The 24,301-nt window shown below is 48.5% G+C and carries 22 protein-coding genes, 1 tRNA gene and 1 riboswitch; of the genes, 18 read left to right on the forward strand and 5 right to left on the reverse strand.

The annotated features are described in order from the left end of the window. Window positions 1-142: 142 nt before the first annotated feature. The 7 genes from ACS5WU_RS04060 to ACS5WU_RS04090 all read left to right on the forward strand — a co-directional run bounded on the left by ACS5WU_RS04060 (window position 143) and on the right by ACS5WU_RS04090 (window position 8,359). A complete protein-coding gene (locus ACS5WU_RS04060; protein WP_046444031.1) occupies window positions 143-1,201 on the forward strand; it encodes an ABC transporter substrate-binding protein in 1,059 nt (352 codons plus the stop codon). 123 nt (window positions 1,202-1,324) lie between these two features. After that, entirely contained in the window at window positions 1,325-2,386 is a 1,062-nt protein-coding gene (locus ACS5WU_RS04065) for an ABC transporter substrate-binding protein (protein WP_302760309.1), read from the forward strand. A gap of 2 nt (window positions 2,387-2,388) precedes the next feature. Beyond that, the gene (locus ACS5WU_RS04070) at window positions 2,389-3,447 is read left to right on the forward strand and encodes a FecCD family ABC transporter permease (protein WP_046444033.1); all 1,059 of its coding nucleotides are present in this window, start codon (window positions 2,389-2,391) and stop codon (window positions 3,445-3,447) included. Beyond that, window positions 3,444-4,208 (forward strand): ABC transporter ATP-binding protein, encoded by a 765-nt coding sequence (locus ACS5WU_RS04075; RefSeq protein WP_046444034.1) that lies wholly within the window; start codon window positions 3,444-3,446, stop codon window positions 4,206-4,208. Before ACS5WU_RS04070 ends, ACS5WU_RS04075 begins: the two co-directional genes overlap by 4 nt. A gap of 155 nt (window positions 4,209-4,363) precedes the next feature. Then, the gene (gene metK, locus ACS5WU_RS04080; RefSeq protein WP_046444035.1) at window positions 4,364-5,539 is read left to right on the forward strand and encodes a methionine adenosyltransferase; all 1,176 of its coding nucleotides are present in this window, start codon (window positions 4,364-4,366) and stop codon (window positions 5,537-5,539) included. Then, window positions 5,536-7,722: an SF1B family DNA helicase RecD2 gene (gene recD2 / locus ACS5WU_RS04085; RefSeq protein WP_059109154.1), complete on the forward strand. Its 2,187-nt coding sequence runs from the start codon at window positions 5,536-5,538 to the stop codon at window positions 7,720-7,722. Before metK ends, recD2 begins: the two co-directional genes overlap by 4 nt. Continuing rightward, entirely contained in the window at window positions 7,706-8,359 is a 654-nt protein-coding gene (locus ACS5WU_RS04090; protein ID WP_059109153.1) for a ComF family protein, read from the forward strand. Before recD2 ends, ACS5WU_RS04090 begins: the two co-directional genes overlap by 17 nt. A gap of 55 nt (window positions 8,360-8,414) precedes the next feature. Here the strand turns inward: ACS5WU_RS04090 and hpf are convergent, their stop codons facing one another. Continuing rightward, entirely contained in the window at window positions 8,415-8,945 is a 531-nt protein-coding gene (gene hpf / locus ACS5WU_RS04095; protein WP_046444037.1) for a ribosome hibernation-promoting factor, HPF/YfiA family, read from the reverse strand. A 659-nt stretch (window positions 8,946-9,604) separates the two neighbouring features. On the opposite strand from hpf, the gene secA reads away from it, so the two are divergent. From secA to ACS5WU_RS04140, 9 genes are all read left to right on the forward strand, one after another. After that, the gene (gene secA / locus ACS5WU_RS04100; RefSeq protein ID WP_059109520.1) at window positions 9,605-12,337 is read left to right on the forward strand and encodes a preprotein translocase subunit SecA; all 2,733 of its coding nucleotides are present in this window, start codon (window positions 9,605-9,607) and stop codon (window positions 12,335-12,337) included. Between the two features lie 210 nt (window positions 12,338-12,547). Beyond that, entirely contained in the window at window positions 12,548-12,823 is a 276-nt protein-coding gene (locus ACS5WU_RS04105; RefSeq protein WP_046444039.1) for a hypothetical protein, read from the forward strand. A gap of 179 nt (window positions 12,824-13,002) precedes the next feature. Beyond that, on the forward strand, window positions 13,003-13,221 hold the full coding sequence (locus tag ACS5WU_RS04110) for a hypothetical protein (RefSeq protein ID WP_046444040.1): 219 nt from the start codon (window positions 13,003-13,005) through the stop codon (window positions 13,219-13,221). A gap of 312 nt (window positions 13,222-13,533) precedes the next feature. Further along, window positions 13,534-13,617, forward strand: a riboswitch (cyclic di-GMP riboswitch). 36 nt (window positions 13,618-13,653) lie between these two features. Then, window positions 13,654-14,181: a hypothetical protein gene (locus ACS5WU_RS04115; RefSeq protein WP_465088959.1), complete on the forward strand. Its 528-nt coding sequence runs from the start codon at window positions 13,654-13,656 to the stop codon at window positions 14,179-14,181. 90 nt (window positions 14,182-14,271) lie between these two features. Beyond that, window positions 14,272-14,802 carry a signal peptidase I gene (locus tag ACS5WU_RS04120; protein WP_465088960.1) on the forward strand — a complete coding sequence of 177 codons (531 nt, stop codon included), beginning with the start codon at window positions 14,272-14,274 and terminating at the stop codon, window positions 14,800-14,802. Further along, entirely contained in the window at window positions 14,799-15,779 is a 981-nt protein-coding gene (locus ACS5WU_RS04125) for a P-loop NTPase family protein (protein WP_465088961.1), read from the forward strand. The genes ACS5WU_RS04120 and ACS5WU_RS04125 overlap by 4 nt, the downstream gene beginning before the upstream one ends. Beyond that, window positions 15,769-17,181, forward strand: a complete 1,413-nt coding sequence (locus ACS5WU_RS04130; protein ID WP_302759933.1) for a S24/S26 family peptidase — start codon at window positions 15,769-15,771, stop codon at window positions 17,179-17,181. The genes ACS5WU_RS04125 and ACS5WU_RS04130 overlap by 11 nt, the downstream gene beginning before the upstream one ends. A 3-nt stretch (window positions 17,182-17,184) precedes the next feature. Further along, window positions 17,185-18,546 carry a hypothetical protein gene (locus ACS5WU_RS04135; RefSeq protein WP_302759934.1) on the forward strand — a complete coding sequence of 454 codons (1,362 nt, stop codon included), beginning with the start codon at window positions 17,185-17,187 and terminating at the stop codon, window positions 18,544-18,546. A gap of 156 nt (window positions 18,547-18,702) precedes the next feature. Further along, window positions 18,703-19,497, forward strand: coding sequence for a MerR family transcriptional regulator (locus ACS5WU_RS04140; protein ID WP_302759935.1), 795 nt, complete (start codon window positions 18,703-18,705; stop codon window positions 19,495-19,497). A 69-nt stretch (window positions 19,498-19,566) separates the two neighbouring features. Here ACS5WU_RS04140 and prfB read toward each other — a convergent pair whose 3' ends face one another. Both prfB and ACS5WU_RS04150 read right to left on the reverse strand, forming a co-directional pair. Further along, window positions 19,567-20,670: a peptide chain release factor 2 gene (gene prfB, locus ACS5WU_RS04145; protein WP_046444042.1), complete on the reverse strand. Its 1,104-nt coding sequence runs from the start codon at window positions 20,668-20,670 to the stop codon at window positions 19,567-19,569. Window positions 20,671-20,881: 211 nt separating this feature from the next. After that, on the reverse strand, window positions 20,882-21,934 hold the full coding sequence (locus ACS5WU_RS04150) for a zinc-ribbon domain-containing protein (RefSeq protein ID WP_302759936.1): 1,053 nt from the start codon (window positions 21,932-21,934) through the stop codon (window positions 20,882-20,884). Between the two features lie 341 nt (window positions 21,935-22,275). Between ACS5WU_RS04150 and ACS5WU_RS04155 the strand changes: the two genes are divergently transcribed. Further along, on the forward strand, window positions 22,276-22,827 hold the full coding sequence (locus ACS5WU_RS04155) for a flavodoxin family protein (RefSeq protein WP_302759937.1): 552 nt from the start codon (window positions 22,276-22,278) through the stop codon (window positions 22,825-22,827). A 131-nt stretch (window positions 22,828-22,958) separates the two neighbouring features. Here ACS5WU_RS04155 and ACS5WU_RS04160 read toward each other — a convergent pair whose 3' ends face one another. Continuing rightward, on the reverse strand, window positions 22,959-23,519 hold the full coding sequence (locus ACS5WU_RS04160; protein ID WP_046444045.1) for a YdeI/OmpD-associated family protein: 561 nt from the start codon (window positions 23,517-23,519) through the stop codon (window positions 22,959-22,961). A 255-nt stretch (window positions 23,520-23,774) separates the two neighbouring features. Between ACS5WU_RS04160 and ACS5WU_RS04165 the strand changes: the two genes are divergently transcribed. After that, window positions 23,775-24,107: a tyrosine-type recombinase/integrase gene (locus tag ACS5WU_RS04165; protein ID WP_413815484.1), complete on the forward strand. Its 333-nt coding sequence runs from the start codon at window positions 23,775-23,777 to the stop codon at window positions 24,105-24,107. A 69-nt stretch (window positions 24,108-24,176) separates the two neighbouring features. On the opposite strand, the gene ACS5WU_RS04170 is transcribed toward ACS5WU_RS04165, so the two are convergent. After that, window positions 24,177-24,253, reverse strand: a tRNA-Met gene (locus tag ACS5WU_RS04170). Window positions 24,254-24,301: the final 48 nt, after the last annotated feature.

Consider the following 24,301-nt stretch of genomic DNA (forward strand, 5'->3'; position numbering starts at 1 on the left):
TGCGAGTTACGGATACGTATTTTTATTTTGCATTTAAAAAAACGGGCAAATGCAGGCGTAAAAACCTGTGTTTGCCCGTTTCCCTCCCCAAGGGTTTTACAAAAATACGTTTTCACTTCCAGGCAAAACGAAGGAGAGAAAAATGAAAAGTATGAAAAGAATTGTTTGTGTGGCAATCATTGCCATAATGGTGGCAGGACTGATGGCGTGCAGCGCTCCGGCGCAGGAATCGCAGGCGCCGTCCGCATCCGAAGCTGCGTCTGAAACGCCGGTGGCAAGCGCGAGCGGGCAGGCGTCTGCGGCAGCGTCCGGGGATTCTGTTTTCCCGTTTGAGCTGACAACATATGAAGACGCAGTGGTGACGTTTGACCATGTGCCAGAGCGCGTAATTGCCGCAAACCCGAATGCGGGTGAAGAGCTGATGGCGCTTGGCCTTGGCGACAAGATCATCGCGACGAGCTACAACAACGCGCAGGTCGCTGAAGAATACCGCGCGGAATATGAATCCAAACCAAGCCTTACGGAGGAAGGACAGCCGTCCCTTGAAGTGGTGCTTGACCTCAACCCGGATTTTATTTATGGCAGGAGCTCGGCGTTCGGCAAAAAGGGAATTGCATCCCATGATACGCTGACACAAAACGGAATCATGTCCCTTTCGTCCATCGAAGGCTATAAAAAAGGCGCCGATGTGGAAGACGTTTACCAGGATTTCTACAACCTCGGCAAGATTTTCCAGGTGGAGGATAAGGCAAACGAGGTTGTCGACGGCATGAAGCAACGTATTGCCGCAGTAGAAGAAAAGGTAGCCGGAGTGGAGCCGGTTAAGGTATTCAACTTCGATATGGAAATGGATGGCGGCGCATACACGCCGGGCAATAACTTTACCTCCAAACTGATCCGCCATGCGGGCGGCGTCAACGTTTTTGAGGATTTGGAAGAAACATGGAACACAGTTAGCTGGGAAGCGGTCGTGGAAGCGGATCCTGATATTATTGTGATCAACGACTACAGCGGAACGCCGCTGGATGAAAAAATCGAGCAGCTCAAAACCAATCCGGCCCTCTCAGGGCTGAAAGCAGTGCAGGAAGAAAACTTCCTTGTCATCACTCTGCCGGAAGTGTTTGCAAGCTCGAGAATTGCAGATACCATCGAAAAGTTTGCAAAAGGCTTCCATCCTGATTTATTCACGGAAGCTGAATAAAAGAATTTATGACAGTAATCAAGGACAATGTGGCAGCTTGGACGGCCGTATTGTCCTTGAATTTGTTCCGGTTTTTCCGTTAGCTTGTGCATTGGAATTTACCGTCTGACACGGGGAGAAAAAATGAAACATGTAAGAAGAATTGTATGTGTGGCAATCATTGCCATAATGATGGCAGGACTGATGGCATGCAGCGCGCCGGTGCAGGAATCGCAGGCGCCGGCTGCAGGTGCGTCTGAAACGGTTTCGCAAGAGCCTTCCGCCAGCGCAACGGGCTCTGATGCAGCGTCTGCAAAAAGCAGCGGCGCAGGATTCCCGTTTGAGCTTACGACATTTGACGGCGCGGTAGTAACGTTCGATCATGTTCCGGAGCGTGTGTTGGCTGCAAATCCGGATGCGGGTGAAGAACTGATGGCGCTTGGCCTGGGCGATAAGATCATAGCGACGAGCTATAATTATGCGCAGGTTGCCGAGGAATATCGTGCGGAATATGAAGCCAAACAAAGCCTTACGGATAGCGGGTATCCGGCACTTGAGGCTGTTCTCGGACTCGATCCGGATTTTGTATATGGGCGCAGCGCGGCTTTTGACCAGAAAGGGATCGCGTCTCACGATACCCTGACAGAAAATGGAATTATGTCCTTATCCTCGATCGAGAGCTACAAGATGGGAGCCGATGTGGAGGATGTTTACCAGGATTTCTATAACCTTGGCAGGATTTTCCAGGTGGAGGACAAAGCAAACGAGATCGTCGACGATATGAAATCACGAATTGCGGCTGTGGAAGAAAAAGTAGCGGACGCGCAGCCGGTTAAGGTGTTTAATTTTGATTCTGAAGAAGAGGGCGGCGCATACACGGCGGGAAACAACTTCACCTCCAGCCTGATTCGGCACGCCGGCGGAGTTAACGTATTTGGAGACCTTGAAGAAACATGGGGCACGGTCAGTTGGGAAGCGGTTGTGGAGGCCAATCCTGATATCATTGTGATCAACGACTACAGCGGCACTACGCTGGATGAAAAGATACGGCAGTTAAAGGAAAATCCAGCGCTGTCGGGCCTTAAGGCAGTGCAGGAAGAAAACTTCCTTGTCATTACCCTGCCGGAGGTATTTGCAAGCTCGCGCGCAGCGGATACGATTGAAAAATTTGCACAGGCTTTCCATCCGGAATTATTTGTGGAATAACGATGAAAAAATTATCCGTTTACATCAAAAATAATACCCTTGCTTGCTGTATCGCGCTTGGCATAATACTCGTGCTGTCCGTGATACTGTGTATTGGGATCGGTCCGGTTTCGATTTCTTTTGATACCGTCTGGAACGTGATGTTTGGCAAGCTGTTTGGGATGGATATTTCTTCTGTCGCTGAAAATACCCAGAATATTGTATGGCATTTGCGTACTCCGCGCGTGCTGCTCGGCCTGATGGTTGGAGCAGGGCTTTCTCTGGCGGGCGTCGCAATGCAGGCGTTGACCAAAAATCCGCTTGCCGATCCATATGTGCTTGGAATTTCTTCCGGCGCATATTTTGGCGCGGTGATCGCAATCATACTCGGCGGCTTTGCAATTTTTGGACTGTTTAAGGTGCAGGTAGGGGCATTTTTGGGGGCGATTATCGCAATTTCAGTCGTATATGCCTTTTCAAAAAGCGGACGCTCGGTTACTCCCATCACACTGATTTTGGTGGGAATGGCGGTGGCTGCTATGTTCAGCGCGTTTGCGAATTTCATTGTGTACAATGCGCCTGACGATACCAAAATAAGGGAAACCAGTTTTTGGCTCCTTGGCGGAATTGCCGGAGTACAGTGGACAGAGCTGATACCCATTGCGATTGTGACTGGGCCGGGTATTATTGCGATGTTTTGTCTTTCGTCTCCACTCAATGCAATGATGATGGGCGACAGTACCGCGGTAACCCTTGGCGTGAACCTGAATACGGTGCGCAATGTGCTGATCGTTATCACGGCGATTCTCACAGGCGTTACGGTAGCTGTGGCGGGCTGCATCGGTTTTGTGGGACTTGTGGTACCGCATATTGTACGGTCTATCGTCGGCGCGGATCACAAAAAGGTGATACCGCTGTCTGTTCTTCTTGGCGCAATCTTCCTGATTTGGGTTGATGTTGGCGCACGCATGTTTGACGCGCCCAAGGAGATACCGATTGGAATCCTGACCTCTATGATTGGCGCGCCGCTCTTCCTGTGGATGATCAAGGCACGCAGATATTCGTTTGGTGAAAAGGCATGAGCAGTAAACCAATATTAGACGTAAAGCGGATCCGTTATGCGGTTCGCGAATTTGAAATATTGAAGCAGGTATCGATCACCGTGGAGCCTGGGGAGTTTGTGGGCATCATCGGCCCGAACGGTAGTGGAAAATCCACACTCCTGAAGAACATTTATAAGGTTTTGACGCCAACAGGCGGGGATATTTTTGTAAAGGGGCATAACCTCGCGCACATGACAAACAGGCAGATGGCGCGGGAGATTGCCGTGGTTGCGCAGGAAAACAATACCAGCTTTGATTTTTCGGTGGAAGAGGTGGTTTCCATGGGCCGTTACCCGCACAAAAAGATGATGGAGCCTTTGGGGAATGACGACAGGGAAGCCGTTTGCGCAATGATAGAGCAGGTGGGCATGAAAGCGTTTCTCAAAAGCAGCTTTTTGAATCTCTCTGGAGGGGAGAAGCAACGGGTACTGATTGCGCGCGCGCTCGTGCAGGATACGGACCTCGTAGTGCTTGACGAGCCGACAAACCATCTGGATATGGGCAGCCAGATAAAAACGCTTAACATGATGAAAGATTCAGGGAAAACAATTCTGGCCGCTCTTCACGACCTTAGCGTCGCGTCGAAGTACTGTGACCGAATTTATGTGATGCTCGCGGGGGAAATACTGTGCGAAGGAAAACCCGGCGATGTTATTTGCGAAAAACTCATCAATCAACTCTATGGAGTAAGCGCAGAGGTGTTCGGTCATAATGGCAGGATGTTTATTGACTATCAGTAAACGCGTTCAAATAAGCGGCCTGAAAAAAGATGAAAATCCGCGCAGATACGGCAATGTATCTGTTTTTTTGATTGAAAAGAAGCCAAAGCTTTGATATAATAAATTATTAGTGAAATAATACATTTTTATGTATCAATGATAATGGAGGAAAAACTATGAGAAGATTATTTACTTCGGAATCAGTGACTGAGGGACATCCTGATAAAGTATGTGACCAGATTTCAGATTCCGTGCTTGACGCGATCCTCGAACAGGACCCGAATGCGCGTGTTGCGTGCGAAACGGCTGTTAATACAGGTCTTGTACTCGTTATGGGAGAAATCACAACGAATGCTTATGTAGATATTGCTAAAATTGCGCGTGAGACAGTGAAGCAGATTGGTTTTGATAAAGCGGATTATGGCTTCGACGGCGAAACCTGCGGCGTAATCACCAGCATTGACGAGCAGTCGCCTGATATTGCAATGGGCGTGGACAAAGCGCTCGAGGTAAGGGAAGACAACGACGACGACGCGGAAAACGGCGCGGGCGACCAGGGTATGATGTTTGGTTATGCCTGCAACGAAACGCCTGAATATATGCCGATGCCGATCTATCTGGCGCACAGGCTTTCAAGGCGGCTTGCAGAGGTAAGGAAAAACGGTACGCTGGAGTATCTTCGCCCGGATGGAAAATCGCAGGTTACCATCGAATATGATGAAAACTGGAAGCCGATGCGTGTGGACGCAGTGGTTATTTCCACCCAGCACGATCCGGAAGCTACGCAGGCGCAGATCCGCAGAGACATGATCGAGCAGGTGATCAATCCGATGATTCCGGCCGACATGATGGATGACGATACAAAAATCTATGTGAATCCGACGGGACGCTTTGTAATCGGCGGACCAAAGGGCGACAGCGGACTTACGGGCCGCAAAATCATTGTAGATACTTATGGTGGAATGGGCCGTCACGGCGGCGGGGCGTTCTCAGGCAAGGATCCGTCGAAGGTAGACAGAAGCGCGGCTTATGCGGCGCGTTACGTTGCCAAGAATGTTGTTGCCGCGGGGCTTGCCGACCGCTGCGAAATCCAGCTTGCATATGCGATTGGCGTTGCGCGTCCGGTGTCTGTTTTTGTTGAAACGTTTGGCACAGGCAAAAAGCACAGCACGGAAATTGCGGACATTATCACAAAGCTGTTTGACCTTCGCCCGACGGCAATCATTGAAAGATTACAGCTGAGAAAGCCGATTTACAGGCAGACCGCGGCCTATGGTCATTTTGGAAGAGAAGACCTGGACCTGCCGTGGGAGAAGCTTGATATGGTGGAGGCCATCAAGAAAGAAATTTGAGCGAAGAACTGGTTGGAACGGTTTTAAGCATTATCTATGAAAGCGCGGATGGTTATACCGTGGCAGAAATCGAGGCAGATGAGCCCGCCATCGTGGTGGGCAATATGCCCGATTTGAAACCCGGTGAGCGTACGCGCTTTTTTGGTGCTTATAAAACCCACGCGAAATACGGCACGCAGTTTGCAGTGCAGTCATATGAGAGCACGTTACCGCGCGATTTGAACGATGTGGTATTGTTCCTGTCCGGCGGATTTATCAAAGGCCTTGGCGAGGTGCTGGCACAGCGCATTGTAGAAACGTTCGGCGAGGATACGTTTGACGTGATAGAGAACGATCACAGGGAGCTTGTGCGCGTTAAGGGAGTATCCCGCCGCCTTGCGGACAGCGTGCATGCCGCAATGAAAGAGTACGCCCAAAAGAAGTATATTTTTACAGACCTTATGGGAATGGGGCTTACCTCGCGACAGGCAACTGCCGCAACGTCTGCGCTTGGCGAGGACGCGGCGAGGCTGGTGCGCGAAAATCCATATATCCTGATTAAGCATGTGCGCGGGATCGATTTTCTGACGGCGGATAAAATCGCTCTGAAGATCGGCATTGAGGAGGGATCGCCCTTTCGCGTCAAAAATGCTATCCTGAATGTGCTGAGTAAGGTGCTTGCCCAGGGCAGCACATACGTGTACCGCAAGCAGCTCATCCCGCACGTTGCAAAGAACCTGAACGTGCCGGAAGCAAGCGTCAATAAGGCGCTGCTGGCGCTTGTCCTTTCCAAGGATATTATTCTGAAAAAATATTATCCGGATCAGCAGGTGGTGTTCCTGAAATCCGCATACCGGGCGGAATCCAGATGTGCGGCAAAGCTGTGCACGCTTGCAAAAACATGTGCGCCGTTTGAAATCAAAAACCTGAGAAGCCTGCTTAAAAAGCAGGTGAAGGCATATTCGCTGACGCAGGAGCAGGAGGAGGCGGTCCGCCAGGCGGCGGAAAACCGCATCTGCATTATCACCGGCGGGCCGGGTACGGGGAAAACGACAATTCTGAAAGCAGTGCTGAGTATCCTTGGCGGGGCGGGGATCACCTGCAGCCTGACTGCGCCCACAGGCCGCGCGGCAAAAAGGATGCAGGAGGCGACCGGGACAGCCGCGGGTACGCTGCACCGCTTACTTGAATATTGCTACGATGAGGACGCCTTCAATTGTTATTTCCGCAGGAACGAGGAAAATCCTCTGGAGGCGGACGCGGTTATTGTGGATGAGGTCTCCATGCTGGACGTGTTTTTGTTCCACAATCTGCTAAGAGCGCTCAAGGAAGGAGCGCGCCTGATTTTAGTGGGAGACGCAGACCAGCTGCCATCGGTCGGGCCGGGTAATGTCATGCGCGACATCATTGAATCCGGCGTGGTACCGTGCGTGAAGCTGACGCACCGGTTTCGTAACGCGGGCGCGATTGCGGACGCGGCTTATGAGATTTTGAACGGCAATGTGCCTGAGGCATACGATGATACCTTTGAATTTCGTGAATGCGCGGATATGGACGAGGTGCGGGAGCTGTTGTGCGGACAATATGAGCACTATGCAAAGAAGGGAGCGGATGTACAGCTGATTGCGCCAATCAAGCGTACGGAGCTTGGAACCGTGGCCCTTAACTCAGCCATCCGGGAGCGTGTGAATCCGAAAAAAAGCGCGAAGCAGGAGATCGTCTTTGGCGACAGGGTGTTTCGCGACGGCGACAGGGTGATGCAGGTCAAAAACAATTATGCGCGCGAATGGCGCGACGATGTCAACTTCGCGACAGGGGAAGGAGTGTTCAATGGCGACATTGGAACCATTACGGAAATTATGGGAGGCAATGTCGACGTTCTGTTTGAGGATATGAAGCGCAGCAGCTACCAGCTGCCGGAGCTTGCAGAGCTTGACGGGGCATACGCTTATACGATCCATAAGTCCCAGGGCAGTGAGTTTGATGTGATCCTGATGCCAATGATGTATGGAGCGCAGCCCTTTTTGACACGGAACCTGCTTTATACCGGAGTGACGCGCGCAAAGAAAAAAGTACTGATTGCAGGCAGTATGCAGACCTTCCGCCATATGATCTCAAACGTATGGCAAGGCCGCCGCAATACGATATTAAAACGTGAGCTTCAATACCTTGACAGGTTGACACAAGATGGGCAAATGGAATAAATTTTTACAGGAGCTGCTGCTTGGCGGCAAAAAATGTGTATATTGCGGCCGGGAAATACCTTATGAAGACCTTTTTTGCGAGGAATGCGCCGGAAAGGAAGAGGCGCTGCGAAACAAAGACGGTTTTGCAGGGGGGATTTTGTACGCGTACCGTTACGAGGATATTGTGCGTACGCTGATCCACCAGTTCAAATACAACGATATGCCGCGTTATTCTATGTTTATTGCGCAGCGTATGGCTGAGTTCCTTGCGGATTACGAGGTAAACGCAGACGGCGTTACCTATGTGCCGATCCATAAAAACAGGCTGAAGATGCGCGGGTACGACCAGACAGAACTGATCGCAAACCATCTGAGCACATTGCTTGGCGTTCCATGCGGGGACTTTCTGTTGCGTGTACGGGATACGAGGCCGCAGTATAAGCTGGGCGCGCGTGAACGGCAAAAAAATATACGCGGCGCGTTTTCTCTGCGTGAGGACGCGAATGTGGAGGGAAGAAACCTTTTGCTCATCGATGATATCTACACTACAGGTGCGACGGTTGGCGAGTGTGTCAGGATACTTGCAGATGCGGGAGCGAATGTAACGGCCTATACATATTCCAGGGAATTTTTAAAGCCGGAAAAGAAAAAGTGACGTTTTTCCAATCAAAAAGGCTGCGGAATTTCCGCAGCCCTGTGTTTTTGTCAGGTCACATCGGCTCGATCAGGCCGTAGTTTCCGTCGGCGCGTTTATAGATTACGTTAACCTCGTTATTGTGCGCATTGCGGAATACATAAAAGTTGTGGCCCAGAAGCTCCAGCTGCATGGCAGCGTCTTCCTCGTTCATCGGGCGCAAAGCAAATTTTTTGTTCCGCACGATCTGAGGCTCGTCCTCGGCGAAATTTTCGTCGTAATAGTCGTAAACCGTTTCCTCCGGGAAGGATTCCTCATGCAGGCGCTTTTCGAGCTTGGTGCGATGCTTGCGCATCTGGCGTTCCAGCTTTTTGAGCGCAACGTCGATGGAAGAATACATATCGCCGGTCGATTCCTCCGCACGCAGTACCAAGCCATCGCATACGATCGTAATTTCAGCGATGTGCCGCGACTTCTCGATAGAGAGAGTTACCTGCATTTCGGTTTCGGGCTTAAAATAACGTTCCAGTTTCCCCGCTTTTTTGTTGACGACGCGGCGCAGATAATCAGAAACCGCAATGTTCTTTCCGGAGATATTAATTTTCATATAGTTCGCCCCTTCCGTATTATGATAAAATCAGGTACGAAAAATCAAACCAATCAAAATTGAAATCGTACTTACTATTACATTAACCTGATAGCAATGAGTTCAAACACCGGCCTTCCGTTTGGGCGGCAGGCATGGATGGAAACATCCGCGCGCTGCGGCATAGACAAAAGTGGCTTTTCCGATTGTATCGTCTGGTTTTCCACACCCGGGGAACATAGGCATATTCCCTATTGTATAAATTCTTCACACAGGTGACGGAATCCTTTAAATTCAAATAAATCCGCTGAAAAGATTTGCCTGACCTGGTCTTTTCCCCCACATTCGCCGCCTGGGAGCCCCGCGGCATTACGCCACTCTTACTCCTCTCTTCCTTTTTCGGAAGGACGGGCTTACGTCTAGCCGCACTATGCTCACCGCGCCAAAGGCGCTGCTTACGTGGGCCGTTTTGCCTGCGACTGGCGTCGGCTTTCAACCACAGACGCAAAGTTTCAGCGGATTTAAGAATGATTATACGTCCCAAAGCACCAAATGACAATAATTTATTAACAATTTGTAGATTTTAAGCGGATATGATTTACTTCATTTCACAACTTTGATAAAATAAAGAGAATTGGATTTTTTAGATAGTATGTAAGGGAGAAGGTTTTAAATACAATATGGGATTATTTTCAAATTCGGCATTGCGTCCGGTGAAAAAGCTTGCTGACAAGGTGGAAGCACTTTCCTCCGTCTACGAAAAAATGAGCGACAAAGAGCTGGTCGCCAAAACGGAGGAATTTAAAAAACGCCATCAGGAAGACGGGGAATCGCTCGACGCGCTCTTGCCGGAGGTGTTTGCCCAGGTGCGCGAGGCAAGCCTGCGCGTGCTCGGAATGAAGCATTTTTATGAGCAGATTATGGGCGGGATCGTCCTGCACCAGGGAAACATCGCTGAGATGAAAACCGGTGAAGGTAAAACGCTTGTTGCGACGCTGCCCGCGGTTTTAAACGCAATATCCGGCAAAGGCGTGCATGTTGTGACGGTTAACGAATACCTCGCAAAGCGCGACAGCGAGTGGATGGGAAAGGTGTTTCGTTACCTTGGATATTCGGTGGGCATTATCACGCGTGAAATGGATAAAGCGCAAAAACAGAAATCCTATGGCTGCGACATCGTTTACTCCACGAATAACGAGCTTGGATTTGATTACTTAAGAGACAACATGGTGGTGCGCAGGGAAGACCGTGTGCAGCGCGAATTGAATTTTGCAATCGTCGACGAGGTGGATAGTATCCTGGTGGATGAAGCGCGTACGCCGCTTATCATTTCAGGTCAGGGCGATAAGGGAACAGACCTCTATCAGCAGGCGGATAAGTTCGTACGCCGCCTCAAGGAGGAGGAAGACTACGAAGTCGATGAAAAAATGAAGGCGATTAACCTCACTGAGGAAGGCGTTAAAAAAGCGGAGCAGTTCTTTAAACTCGAAAATCTGACTGACATCGAAAATACTGAGATCGTTCATCATATTAACCAGGCTTTGAAAGCGCACAGGCTCTTTATCCGGGACCGCGAATATGTGGTGACAGAGGATAAGGAAGTTGTGATTGTCGATGAATTTACGGGCCGCCTTATGATCGGCCGGCGTTATTCTGACGGGCTGCACCAGGCAATCGAGGCAAAAGAAGGCGTGAAGGTGGAGCGTGAATCCAAGACGCTTGCCACAATTACCTTCCAGAACTTTTTCCGTATGTACAGCAAGCTTTCCGGTATGACGGGTACGGCGAAGACGGAGGAAGCGGAGTTCCAGAGTATATACAATCTGCAGGTTGTGGAGGTTCCCACGCACAGGCCAATGGTGCGTAAGGACCAGAACGACGTGATCTACGGCTCGAAAAAAGGCAAATTCAACGCGGTTGTAGACGAGATTGCTGCTATACACGAGACGGGCAGGCCGATCCTTGTGGGTACGGTTTCGGTTTCGGACAGTGAATATTTATCCTCGCTGCTGGTGCGCAGGGGCATCAAGCACGAGGTGCTGAATGCGAAGAACCATTTGCGCGAGGCGCAGATTATCGCGCAGGCAGGTAAGAAAAACGCGGTCACCATTGCAACGAATATGGCGGGACGTGGTACGGATATCATCCTTGGCGGAAACGCGGATTACCTTGCAAGAAACGAGATGCGCGCGGACGGCATGGAGGATGAAATGATTGAAAATGCGGTAAGCCATGCCGCGACGGACGATCCGGAAATTATTGCCGCGCGTAAAAAGTATGCGGAGCTTGTTGAGAAACACAAAAAAGTGACGGACGCGGAGCACGATGAGGTAGTCGGGCTGGGCGGCCTTGCGATCATTGGTACGGAACGGCATGAGTCGCGCCGTATCGATAACCAGCTGCGCGGCCGTAGCGGACGTCAGGGAGATCCGGGCTCCTCCAAGTTCTTTATTGCGCTGGAGGACGACCTGATGCGTCTGTTTGGCGGTGAACGCGTCAAGGGCATCATGGACAGGCTTTCCGGCGGTGACGACGATATTCCGCTTGAATTTGGCATGATGACCAAGCAGATTGAAAATGCACAGAAGCGTATCGAGGGCAATAACTTTAACCTGAGGAAACAGGTGCTCGATTACGACGATGTTATGAACAAGCAGCGCGAAGTAATCTACGGACAGCGCAAGCAGGTGCTGGTAGGAGACGATTTATCAGAGAATATCCAGAGCATGATCGAATCGCTGGTGGATGATGCGCTTGCAGTTTACTGTCCCAAGGGGAAATATCCGGAAGAATGGGACTGGGACGATCTTTACGCATATATCGAACGTATTTTTGCGGTCCGCATGGAACAGTATACCGACGAGCAGCGCGAGCAGGCGGAGGCAAAGAAGCTTCGTGAAGAGCTGATGGATGCGATTCGCAGCTATTATGCCGTAAAGGAAGAAGAGATGTCCGGCGCGGGCTTTAATATGCGTGATGTGGAGCGGATGGTGCTGCTGCGCGTGGTTGACTCCAAGTGGATGGATCATATCGACGCAATGGACCAGTTCCGGCGCGGGATTGGCCTTCGTGCGCTTGGACAGCGCGATCCGATCAACGAATACCGCGTTGAAGGCTTTGAGATGTTCGACGCAATGGTAAACGCGATCCGTGAGGAAGCGATCTATATGCTCTATCATATCAAGGTGGAGAGCAAGGTAGAGCAGCGCGAGGTGCAGAATGTGCACGCAAATGTTGACGAAAACGGAAACCCTGTTGCGACAAATGCCCCGGCGCAAAGACGTATGAATACAAATGCAAGCGCGGGCGAAGCGCAGACGCCTGTGCACGTGGAAAAAAAGGTTGGCAGGAACGAACCCTGCCCTTGCGGAAGCGGTAAAAAATATAAAAACTGCTGCGGCAAAAATTCCTGACGCCGCAGGATTAAAACTGGCTCAATCACGACGAAAACAGCCCAGAACAGGAGGGAATGTAATCCCAATTTGTTCTGAGCTGTTTTATCGTTTTTTATCCGCTGAAAATGCCTGATTTATGGGTTGTATCACAAACCTAAAGATGATATAGTTTGCACGTACCTTAAAGGATACATAATCGTTGTTTTGATATAAGGAGGAACAAGGCATATGATGCCGTGGAACCGAAAAGAAGTGTGGATGGGTGCAAATGCACAAAAATTTTCTGAAATCAAAAATGCCCTTGCGCACAGCCAGATAGAATATGCTTACGATATCAAGTCTTCAGCCGGGCGCGTGGGAAGGCTTGGCGCGCACCGGGGAACAGGGTTTGCTGCCGTGAGCGCCATGCCGGGGAGTCCGGAACGGGATCAGCTATATTATGTCTATGTGCATAAATACGATAGCGACAAGGCGTGGAAGGTTCTGAGAAAGCTGATTGGATAAAGAGGATATTAAGTTCTTTCCTCTGGCGTTAAGATCGCATTAATGTTGTGGAATTCCTGTTGAAAAATTTTCTGACTGGGGTACAATAGCATTACAGATTCCGCGAAGAGTTTTGCGGATGACAGGATCAATTCGCCGGAACGCCGAATCCGGCGGATAAAACAGGAGGGAAGATTGTTATGATTCCGTGTAGAAGGCAGGAGATTTTGAAAACGCCTTCCGTCCAGAAGTTTTCAGAGGTGAAAAATTTTCTGGCAAGTAAGCAGATTTTGTGTGATTACAGTATCGATTATCGTTGCCACACAGGAAAATGCGGGGAGATGCGTCATTTATATGTACGCGACGCAGATTATACGAGGGCGTGCGAAGCGCTGCGGGTGATTCTGGGAGCGGGATGATGCGGGACACCAATCATAATCAACCTGACCAAATGGGAATGCCAAAAAGGCGTTCCCATTTTTATATACAGGTTTAGATTTTGCAGGTTCAGGGGGGAACGTTCCTTCAAACCCTTAAAACGACATTTAAACATACGAGGAATAAAAAAATTATTTTTAAAAGTCTCATAATATACAAAAATCTTGATTTTTATATAAAATATGTGACTTTATTCGTCAAGATTCATTGACAAAACAATATCAGTGCAGTAAGATATTAATTATGAGTCCCAAATGCAAAAGCACGGTGCATCCGGACGCAGATACGAATATAGGGGACAAGAGTAAAACGTGTGAAAATGCGCGACACAAAGCTAAAGGGCCTAAGTCCAAAGGATACGGCAGCCAGTTGCCATGCTATGTTGGAATCATCATAAAATGGCGGAGGATAAAATGAAAAAAACACTATTGGTAAGTATTTTGATCTTGGTGCTGGTGGTATCCATGGTTGCAGGAACGATGGCTACCTATACGCGCTCGCTTGACTACAGCGGGGACGTAACGGCAAAAGCCTTTGATATTCGTGAAACTACAAACACAGATATCGATATCAAATTGGCCCCGAGCGAAACACAATCATGGGCTTTCACTCTTACAAACACGCTTGACGACGGAACGGCAACGGAAGTTGATATGGACGTTGCAACCTCGATTACACTGCCGGCTGAATTCGCGGCTGTAGAAGTTAAACTTTACAGCATTGGCGAAGATGGTTCGCGCACAGAGGTTGCGGCTGTGAAAAACGGCAACACACTGACATTCCAGCAGGACGACTGGTCGCAGGCAAACGTTGCGAAGACGCAGGCATATGAAGCGGACTTTACGTGGCAGGGCAGCTCGGACGATGCAGACACCGCAATGGGACTTGCTCAGACGACGGGCGTTGTAACTGCAACGATCACAGGTACGCAGTCTGTGTAAATGCGATTAAAACACTGAACCTGACAGAAAGGCTATTCTTTACAGGATAGCCTTTCTGTGTATCTGTAGATCAGTAGCTAAGGACGAACAATGGCAGAAATAAAGCACGAAAGGCAATATACCACGCAGGCGGAGCTCGACCAGATGGAACGCGAGCTTACAGAGGCGGAGGAAACGCTTGCAACACGCAGCGGCAGCAGAAGAAAGCATAAGGTAAAGGCGGGGACAGTCGTTTTTATCATTGCTCTTGCGTGCGTGCTTTTGTTGCTCGGCAAGGTTTGGATTGATAAATCAGCAGGGCGTGTCCCGGAGCTGTTTGGATATAAAATTTTTCAGGTGGAAACAGGAAGTATGGAACCAACGCTTCCGGTTGGAACAATTATTGTCAGCCAAACGCCGGAGCATCCGGAAGACTTGCAGGAAGGAACGATTGTTACCTTCCGACAGGATGACGGAACAATCGTTACCCACAGGATTATTGAGGTAATAGATGGGGACGGCACGGTTTTATACCGGACCAAGGGCGACAACCCCGTAAATTCACCTGATCCTGAGCTGCTCAGGCCGGAAAATATCGAGGCAGTGTTCCGTTTCTCGCTGAATGGGGGAACAGAACAGTGAGACAGGATACCAAAGAAAACACAGGGCCCAAAAGGACGGTATTGTTCGAAAATGTGGGTTCTATGGAATATTATGCAAAGGACGGCGTAAGGACGCAGGTGCTTCATAATATAAATTTTGAAGCAAAGGCGGGAGAAATATGGTGCGTGACAGGCGAGCTTGCGTTTGAAATGCGCCTGTTGCTTGAAATTGCGGCAAATGCGCGCCCGTATGAAACAGGACGCTGCGTACTTAACGAGACAGGGATGATGCGGAAAAAGCGTGTGATCCTGCCCCATGTTTTTTATATCGGCGGGACAAACATCATGTTTGGTAACATGAATGTTCTGGAATACCTGATGCTGATCACGCAAAAACAGGAAGAGCATCCCGTGCGCAGGCAGCGGCGGATATTCGACCAACTAAATGAACTGGGACTTGCATACCTGAGCCTGACGCCCATCCAGACACTCACGCCGGCTGAACGCTCCATTGTGCTGCTGCTTGCAGGCTCTTACACCCAGAGTGTTATTCTGGTGTGGAATCTGCCAAGGCTTGATTACACCACAGAGCTTGCGGGTGCGGCGGAAAAAATATGCGAAGTACTGAAGGAGCAGGGAAAGACGCTGCTGTTCTCCACAAAGGATTACGGCCTTGCAGACAGGATATCCACGCATATCCTGCTACTGAAGCGTGGGACGGCTGCATACGCAGGGAAAGCGGAGGAGTTCCGCACAAAGTGGGACAGGCTGATCCTGACGATTCGAGGATGTGACACAAAGCATTTCGAAGAGATTTTCCGGCAGGCTGCGCCGGAGTATGAATACCGTATTGGGGATGGAGCGGTCGAAGTTCTGGATCGTTCATCCTGTGAAACGGATTTTACAACGTTTTACAGGATAACGGCAGATAACCGGCTTATGCCCGACCTGATTGAAAGAAACAGGCCAAACATCGGCAATGCTGTGGAGGCGGCCATTAGATCGGATGATATATAAAAACAGCTTTTTATCGAAAGAAAATAAAATGGCGTATACGGAGCAGGGGATCACAGCCAAGAAGATTCTCCAGTTCAGCGTTTTTCTGGCGCTCCTGACGTTTGCGATACACTTCATGCTGCAGACGGTTACGCGGTCGGTACTTTCGGATGCGCTGCCTGAATATATGATGCAAAGCTACTTCAGCGTGCTGCTATTGTATCTTGTCCTGTCATTTGCATTTTTTGTCATATATTTTGTCGTATATTATGATTACCTGACGTTTGCTGAAATCGGCCAGAATAAGTGGTACATTTTAGTAAAAATGGGATTTTCGCCGGGAAAGATGATATTCCAGAAATATGCTGCGCGGCTTGCCGAGATCGCGATCCTCTACACGGTGGGATTCCTGTTGACTGTTCTTGTGTCGTCGTTTTTGAAATATCCGTTTGTGTGGGGATATATGATATCCCTGTACCTGGCGGGGCTCATGAACGTTTTTCTTGTCGTGACGCTGATTATGACGCTCTCGCCGTTTGTAAAGCAGCGGGGTATGGCGCGGTGGCTGATCCTGCTCATAGCGTTTATGGTTCTGGTGCTCAATATTACGAGCGGCTTTTACGAAGTGCTTTCCAACCGGACGCTGATGACTGATCCCGGGGTGTTATTTGATACGGATCTGTCTGTTTATTGGATTTATGTTGTCGTACTGATAGGAGGCTGTATCGTCATTTCTTCGTTCCGCGCAAAGAACATTGCAAAATACAGCAATTTTGACTTTTACAAAAATGACATGGATTTTGAAAAGGGCGTGGAAATCGTTGATAAAGACGGAGAGTCTGCGGAATATTTTGTCGATAAGGCTTTTCGTTCGGCAAAAAAGAAACGAGTCGCCAATGTGGTTGTAAATGTCGCGCTTACGCTGGTAATTTTGTGCTTTGTGGCGTTTAACGTGCTGGTGCTAAGCCTTACGCTTGTATCGGCGGATGAAGATGCGGATATGTTTGGAGTAATTCCTTATGTGTTCCAGTCTGAAACCATGGAGCCGACCATTATGTATAACGACCTTGCCTTATTTGAAAAGATCAACCCGCAGGAGGTAAGGGAGGGCGACGTCATCCTGTTTAAAAAAGGTGAAACCGTTTCAATCGCGCGTGTACAGGAAGACATGGGCGATGAACTCAAGGTAGATATCGATTACTACCCGGCCGGTTCGCAAAAAGGCATTTATGAGGAAACGGTGGAGCAGGATTCGGTATATGGACGATATCAAAGCAGCAACCGGTGGCTGGGCGCGCTTATTTTATTTGCCAATACCGTCTTTGGAAGGCTGCTGATGTTACTGGTACCGGTGGTATTGCTGTTTTTCTATAAACCGATTACGAAGTTTTTTAAGAATGTTTCGCATGGAGCAAAGGAGTAGGAAATGAAAAAAAATGCAAAGAGGGCGCTGGTTATTGCTATAGTTGCCGTTGCGGTCATCGCGTCCGCGGTGTCCGGGACAATGGCGATTTACAGCAAAACGCTGGATTTTACCGGGAATATTACATTGGAAGGCAGCCCTGCTGAAACGTATCCGGCGGAGCTGAAGCATTGCGCTTATGATAATTCTGAGGCGACGATTAAAAACACCGATATTTCCCTCAAGGGAAGGGGAGACGCGTATATCAGCGTGGATTATTTTGAAGAGGGATATACCCTGAGCGCGGCGATCGGTGAAAACAACATGAGCAAGTTTGGCGTTTATCTCGATGGACAGTATAATCCGGAAACGCAAACCATCCGGGGAACCTGCCTGCAGTATGATAACGGCGGGATTTCTATGAGAGCACGGGAGCTGGATCTTTCCAACGATGATCCCAAGCAGCAGGGAAACGAATCCAGCTATACAGGCATTGCAACAGCAGAGCAGTTAACAGCACAGGGATTTGATCTGGAAGAACTGAAGGGCGGGCATAAACTCACCATTTCAATGATGCCGTCCACGAATGGAAAGTGGGAGGTAAAAATATACCTCAATAGTGTCCAAGTACAGACGTCAAGGCCTTTGCTCATTACGCCGGTGCATCAGACGGGACCACTTTATATTGGAGCACGCGTATGGCAGGGCAGCATTTATGTCATGGGGCTTAATGTGATGCAAGGCGATATTATGGGAGAAAGAGCGATATCAATGATGGCGGAAGAGAACGGAACGGAGGCGCTTAAGAGCAGCGCATCGTATCGTTTTGACGCTGCGGATGTACAGGCTGGCGCGCAGATTTTGTATCAGGCGGCGGGTGATTTCTGGTCAAAATACCCGTACGAGGCTTGCGGTGCGCAGGCAAACAGTATTTTGAAAATCAGTTCCTTTGGAACCCAGGATACCACCGTATCGTGTGAATGCGGCAAGGATTCGCCATGGCGCGCCGCGGACGGGAACAATATATCTGTGCACGATGTTTCAGCAGCATTTGCGGCCTTTTTGGGAACAAAGCTGCCGGGAGCTACGGTTACGGTGGCGCTTACCAATTCGGGAACAGACAAGTCTGTGTTTGACAAGGTGGAAAGCGTTACCTATTCATACGGCGGACAGACTGCGGTTTATACGTGGGAGGATGCGCTTGGAGTAACTGCTCCCGCAGCTACGGAGCCCGCACCGGAAACGCCGGAGCCAACGGCGCAGCCTACCCCGGAAGCACAACCTGACGCGATGCAGCCGCCCACCCAGGCTGAGGACCTTCCTGCGCCGGAAACAGAGACGCAGGTAACGCCGCAACCTGTGGAATCCGAAATGCCTGCGGAGTAGTAAAACGGGCGATTACCGCCAAACGATAAAAGGGCTTATTCAAGCCCTTTTTCTTTTTTAAAAAATATTGGTAAAAAGTAGTTGACCTTTCCCCAACGTCAAGCCTTATACTAAACACATAAGGAACCGGTTCCGAAAAAAGTAAAGGAGCAACTGATGTATACGATAGGAGAATTTTCGAATCTGTGTATGGTAACCACAAAGACGCTGAGGCATTATGATAATATCGGGCTTTTGAGGCCCGCGCACATCAGCGGCGAAACAGGCTACAGGTATTATGAGGCTTCGCAGTTCCGCGACATGTTTTTTATCCTGAAATGCAAAGATTACGGATTTACGCTGGATGAAATCAGCAGCCTGTTACACGCGGAGGCGCACGTAGTCGCCGCGCGCTTTGCGGCGAAATATACGGAGCAGGGAACGATCCTGACGCGGCACCAGGAGCTCATGCGCAAAATGCGCGAGGATATGGAAAAGTTGGAGAAAGGAATCGATATTATGAGTACGATGAAAACAGAAATTAAACTTGTGGAAACAAAGCCGGTAGAAATTGTAAGCGAACGCGATGTGATATCCATGAAAGATTTTGGGAAGATGTTTGGCAAGGTTATGGACAAGCTGAAGGCAAACAAACTGGAATGCACGGGCGGGCTTATGGCGATTTATTACTGTGAGGAATTTAATCCGGAAAGCTCGGACGTTGAAATTGGCGCAATCGTTTCGGAAAAGAGCGGTGTAACAAGGACTTTCCCGGGGCGGATATGCGCTATGGGCGTACACTTGGGGGCATACTCAAGTTTGGGGGAAACCTACGCTGCGATTGCGAAATGGATTGAAGAGAACGGCTACGAAATTGCAGACGCGCCATATGATAAGTACCTGAATTCTCCCTACGAGGTGCCGGAGGATAAGCTTGTGACGGAAATTTATTTCCCGGTCAGGAAAAAATAGCGATAGCTTTATGATGAAAAAAAGAAGGATATGGATTTCCATATCCTTCTTTTGATATACGCCTTGTAATCAGAAGCCCTGGATAAGACAGCCCTTGATAAACTCGTCAATATCGCCGTCCATTACCGCATTGATGTTTCCGGTTTCCACGTTGGTGCGATGATCCTTTACCATTGTGTAAGGGCAGAATACATAGGAACGAATCTGGCTTCCCCATTCAATTTTCTTTTGGTCGCCTTTGATTTTTGCAAGCTCCGCCATACGTTCTTCCTCGCGTTTTTCCGCAAGCTTGGATTTTAGCATACGCATCGCGGTTTCGCGGTTTTGCAGCTGGGAACGTTCATTCTGGCATTGCACGACGATACCCGTTGGAAAATGGGTGATACGGATTGCAGAGGACGTTTTATTAACATGCTGCCCGCCCGCGCCTGAAGAGCGGTAGGTATCCACACGGATGTCGTCTGCATTGACTTCGATGTCGTTATCTGCATCGTCAATTTCCGGCATAACGTCCAGTGACGCAAAAGAGGTATGCCTGCGTGCGTTGGAGTCAAATGGCGAAATCCGCACGAGGCGGTGAACGCCTTTTTCGTTCCGCATATAGCCGTAAGCATTATCACCTGAAATAAGCATGGTTACACTCTTGATGCCAGCATCGTCTCCGTCCAGGTAATCGAGGATTTTGACGTCATAGCCATGGCGCTCCGCCCAGCGCGTATACATGCGCATCAGCATCTGGGCCCAATCCTGCGCCTCGGTGCCGCCGGCCCCGGCATGCAGCGAAATGATCGCGTTGTTGCTGTCGTAGGTTCCGGAAAGCAGGGTTTGAAGATGAAATTCCGTTACATCCTTTTCAAACTGGTCGAGTTCACTGTTGAGTTCTGCAAGAAGCTCGTCATCCTGTTCCTCATCGACCATATCAACCAGTACTTTCAGGTCGTCAAGGGAGGAAGTGAGCCTTTCACATAAAGTGATTTTTCCCTTGAGGGGTTTTTCCTGTTTGGTAATTTTATTGGCGTTTTCTACATCGTTCCAGAAATCCGGCGCCTCCATTTGTGCGTTCAAATCCGCAAGCTGTTCCCTTAAGGAAGGGAGGTCGAGCGACGCAGTCGCCTCATTAAGCATTTTTTCAGCGTCCTGTATACGCTGTCTTTGTTCATCCGTTACTATCATAATGATTAAAACCTCTGATTTTTACTCTTGCAGTGTTGCACAGGCAGCATCTGCAAAAAACTGTTACACAGCAAACATCTTTATGCGCACAATATGCGCTGCGATTTATTAAAATGCTGTTAAAAATATCATTCTAAATATAGCACAAATACAGCCCAAAAGATAGAGAAAAATAGGACTGGCAGACAAAAAAACCAATAGAATGGCAGGTTTAAGGATTCAGCGTTTCCCACATTGGTTTTTTCCAGCTGTGTTTCGCAATGGACATAACAGCTATCAGGATAAATACCCATGAAGCGTTGCTTACCATCATAGAAAAAGGGTTTAGCTGCAAGAGGATCATTGCCTGGTCGTGTATTGTCCACAGGATTGCCATGAGCAGCACCCACGCAAGGGCGATCCAGTTACTTTTCAGCAGGCCGCTTGCGGAGATAACTGCGAAAATAAACAAGAGAATCATTTCGTTGCTGGAACCGGAGCCAATGCCCGCGTTTGCCGAGCCAAAGCAAATAGCCGCGGCCCACCCGGCAAGCACGCCGATTACTGCAATCAGGCCATAAATCCAGAAAAATTTTACTTTGCCATAAATGCTTTTTTTATCCCTGGAAAAACCGCCTGTCCGCCATAACAGGAAGATTACGATACCTACTGAAATGCACAGGGCCAGGACGGGAGCCGCAATACTCATGCTTTTCCATTCCTGCGGCAGATCAATGCTCATGCCGTTGCTGGCCCACATGGAGATCCCGCGGATCAGCATGGCGCTTGCCACCGTAACCAGAAGGGAAGGGATACGCAGCACCATAATAAAAAGTCCATTTAAAAAACCCAGTGCGACACAAATAACCAAAGCCATCAGGAAACCGGCGACAGGATTGTCTGCTGATGTATACATTGCGAATATCATCGCAGATAAGGCCATCATTCCGCCAATGGAAATATCGAGCCCGCCCGTCCGGGTGGAAACAAGCGCAGCCAGGGCAAGGGCGCCCACAAGACAAAACTGCTGCGCCACGTTTGTTGCGCTCCACGACGTAAAGCCCTGCGATCCAACGGCAAATAGAATCACGGTTATTACAGCAAGTACGCCTACGGCTACAAATGCTAAATAGTTGTCGAGAAAATAAAGCCCCTTACGAAGCCATCGTTCCTCCGGAGTTTCGGGCAGTGGTTCTCTGGGAAGCGGTACTTGTTGCTGCAAACCGCATTTTGGGCAATAAAGTGCGCCCGTAGGGAGTGTAGCGCCGCATTTTGTACAAGCCATTAAATGATTCTCCAAACTATATAAATTTTTTAATATACAACAGATATAAAAATATTGCTTCGTTTAACGATATCACATCCGAAACAGATTTCCTACGATTATTTTGATTTCCTTTGTTTTTTATTGGCATACATTCGCTTGCCCGCCCGTTTTAAAATATCGTCGATCCGGTCAAATTTGCGATAAAAGGCAATGCTATACGCAAAATGAAGCCGAACACTGGTGATATTGCGGTTCCGGAAATGGACAATATACAATCGGATGGTATACTTGATTATTTTTAGTGGCACAGTATAATGAATGTATCATGGTTAGCCAACCATTTTAAGGAGGGGGAGATTATGAGCAAAAAAGTTTTGGTATTAACGGCGAGTCCAAGGAAAAACGGTAATACGGATAAAATGGCGAACGCATTTATAAAAGGAGCGGAGCAAGCAGGGCATTGCGTTACAAAGTTTGAAACTGCCTTTAAAAATATTGACGGATGCAGGGCCTGTAATACTTGCTGGAGCACAGGTACAGCCTGTTCTGTCAAAGATGATTTCAATGAACTGGAACCATTGCTGGAAAGCTGCGAGGTTGTTTTAATCTCCACGCCGCTTTACTGGCTGTCCTTTCCTGCCCAAATTAAAGGCGCGATTGATAAGCTGTATGCTTATGGCGGCGCAGGAGGGCTGCGCAAGCTGGCAATTAAGGAATGTTATTTGTTTGTGTGCGGCGGGGATACTGGTGAAGAAGAATACAAGCCTATTGAAACAATGTATCAATTATCAGCTGATTTTTTGGGCTGGAAAGACCGTGGAATATTGCGGACAGGCGGCATGGACGATGAAGGCGCCATAGAGAAGTCAGGAATTCTGGAAAAAGCAGAAGAACTTGGACGGAGTATCTGACGATAAATCTATGGGGAACGGCTGAAAAGACGTAAAAAGAACCTGGCAAACATCGTTACCAGGTTCTTTGCATAAGCTTCCATTTGATCGCTCTATCTATAATCCCGAAATCACGAATCTGACATCAGGGGTTACATCGGTTTTAGGTTTTGATTCAGGCGTTCCACCATCCATGCCAGTCGCTTTTCCCGCCCGGCATCTGTTTTTGCATCAAGATATGCTCGCATATATGTCTTTTTTACGGATGGGGGCATTGCAGCAAAGTTTGTATAAGCAGGCTCATACTGCTTCAGCAATTCAGACAAAAATGTAATTTGCTTTTCTGTTATTTGCGGAGGCTTCGGGACATCCCACTGGCCATTTTTTCGAGCTTCTTCAATTTTAACCCGCCCGGAATCGGTCATCCTTCCCTGTTGTTCAAGATGCTTGGCTAAACGTTTGTTTTTGTCCGACCACTTGCTGTTTGGGCGGCGGCAGGCAAAATATTTTTTATAGGTTTTATTATCGATACTCTGCATTTTTCCATCGATCCAACCAAAACAAAGGGCTTCCTTTAGAGCGGCGTCTGCCGAGAGCGTTTCCGGCCCGCCTTTTTTGCCAAAAAGCAGCCATACTCCATCGCTGCTTGCATTGTTTTTTTCCAGCCACGCACGGAATGTCCTGCTATCAGAAAATTTCAAAATATCACACATGGTTTTCCCCTTCTGATGTTCTTGAACTAAATTATACCATACACACCAAATGCTTCCAGTATTATATTGAAAGAGGTTTTCAGGCAGCCAACAGTGGCGTTCAACTCAAATCCAACAAAATTTAACCATGCTTTTTGCCATACAGACTGGTACTTGTCGGGTTTGTTATTGAACAATCAGACAATATTTTCTCCAAGCAGTATTTTTGGCATTGTTGTAAGGCAGCGGTTCCAGCATTTATAAATTTTAATAACTATTGTTGAAGTCTATGGCGAAAATTATGATGACAATGATATCATAATTAAGCGAAATGATGGGAAACGCTTTGATCTTCATTATCTGAATGACAGACTGAAAAAAATACTAATCCAAAACAACTTGCCGATTGTTACTCTGCATGAGTTGCGCCACAGTACAGCGAGCTTGCTCCGTTCTATGGGATTTTCAGTTTTTGAAATCCAATCATGGCTAAGACACTCAGATATTGACGCTACGCTTCTCTATGCTCACGATAATTTAGCGAATAAAGAAAAGACAGCAAACATACTAAGCGACAGGTATTTTGCTAATATCCCTAGTCTTTTTTAGCATGTAGAACTTTTGAAAGGTCAATAGTAAAAGCTGATTGCAGAAAACCGCTCTACAATCAGCTTTTCTTGGTAGCGGCGAGTGGATTCGAACCACCGACCAATCGGGTATGAACCGAGTACTCTAGCCAACTGAGCTACGCCGCCATTTCACTGAAAAGACAATTCAAATCGAATTGTCTTGCAATATAATAT

It is taken from the genome of Christensenella sp. KGMB01412 (assembly GCF_055522415.1).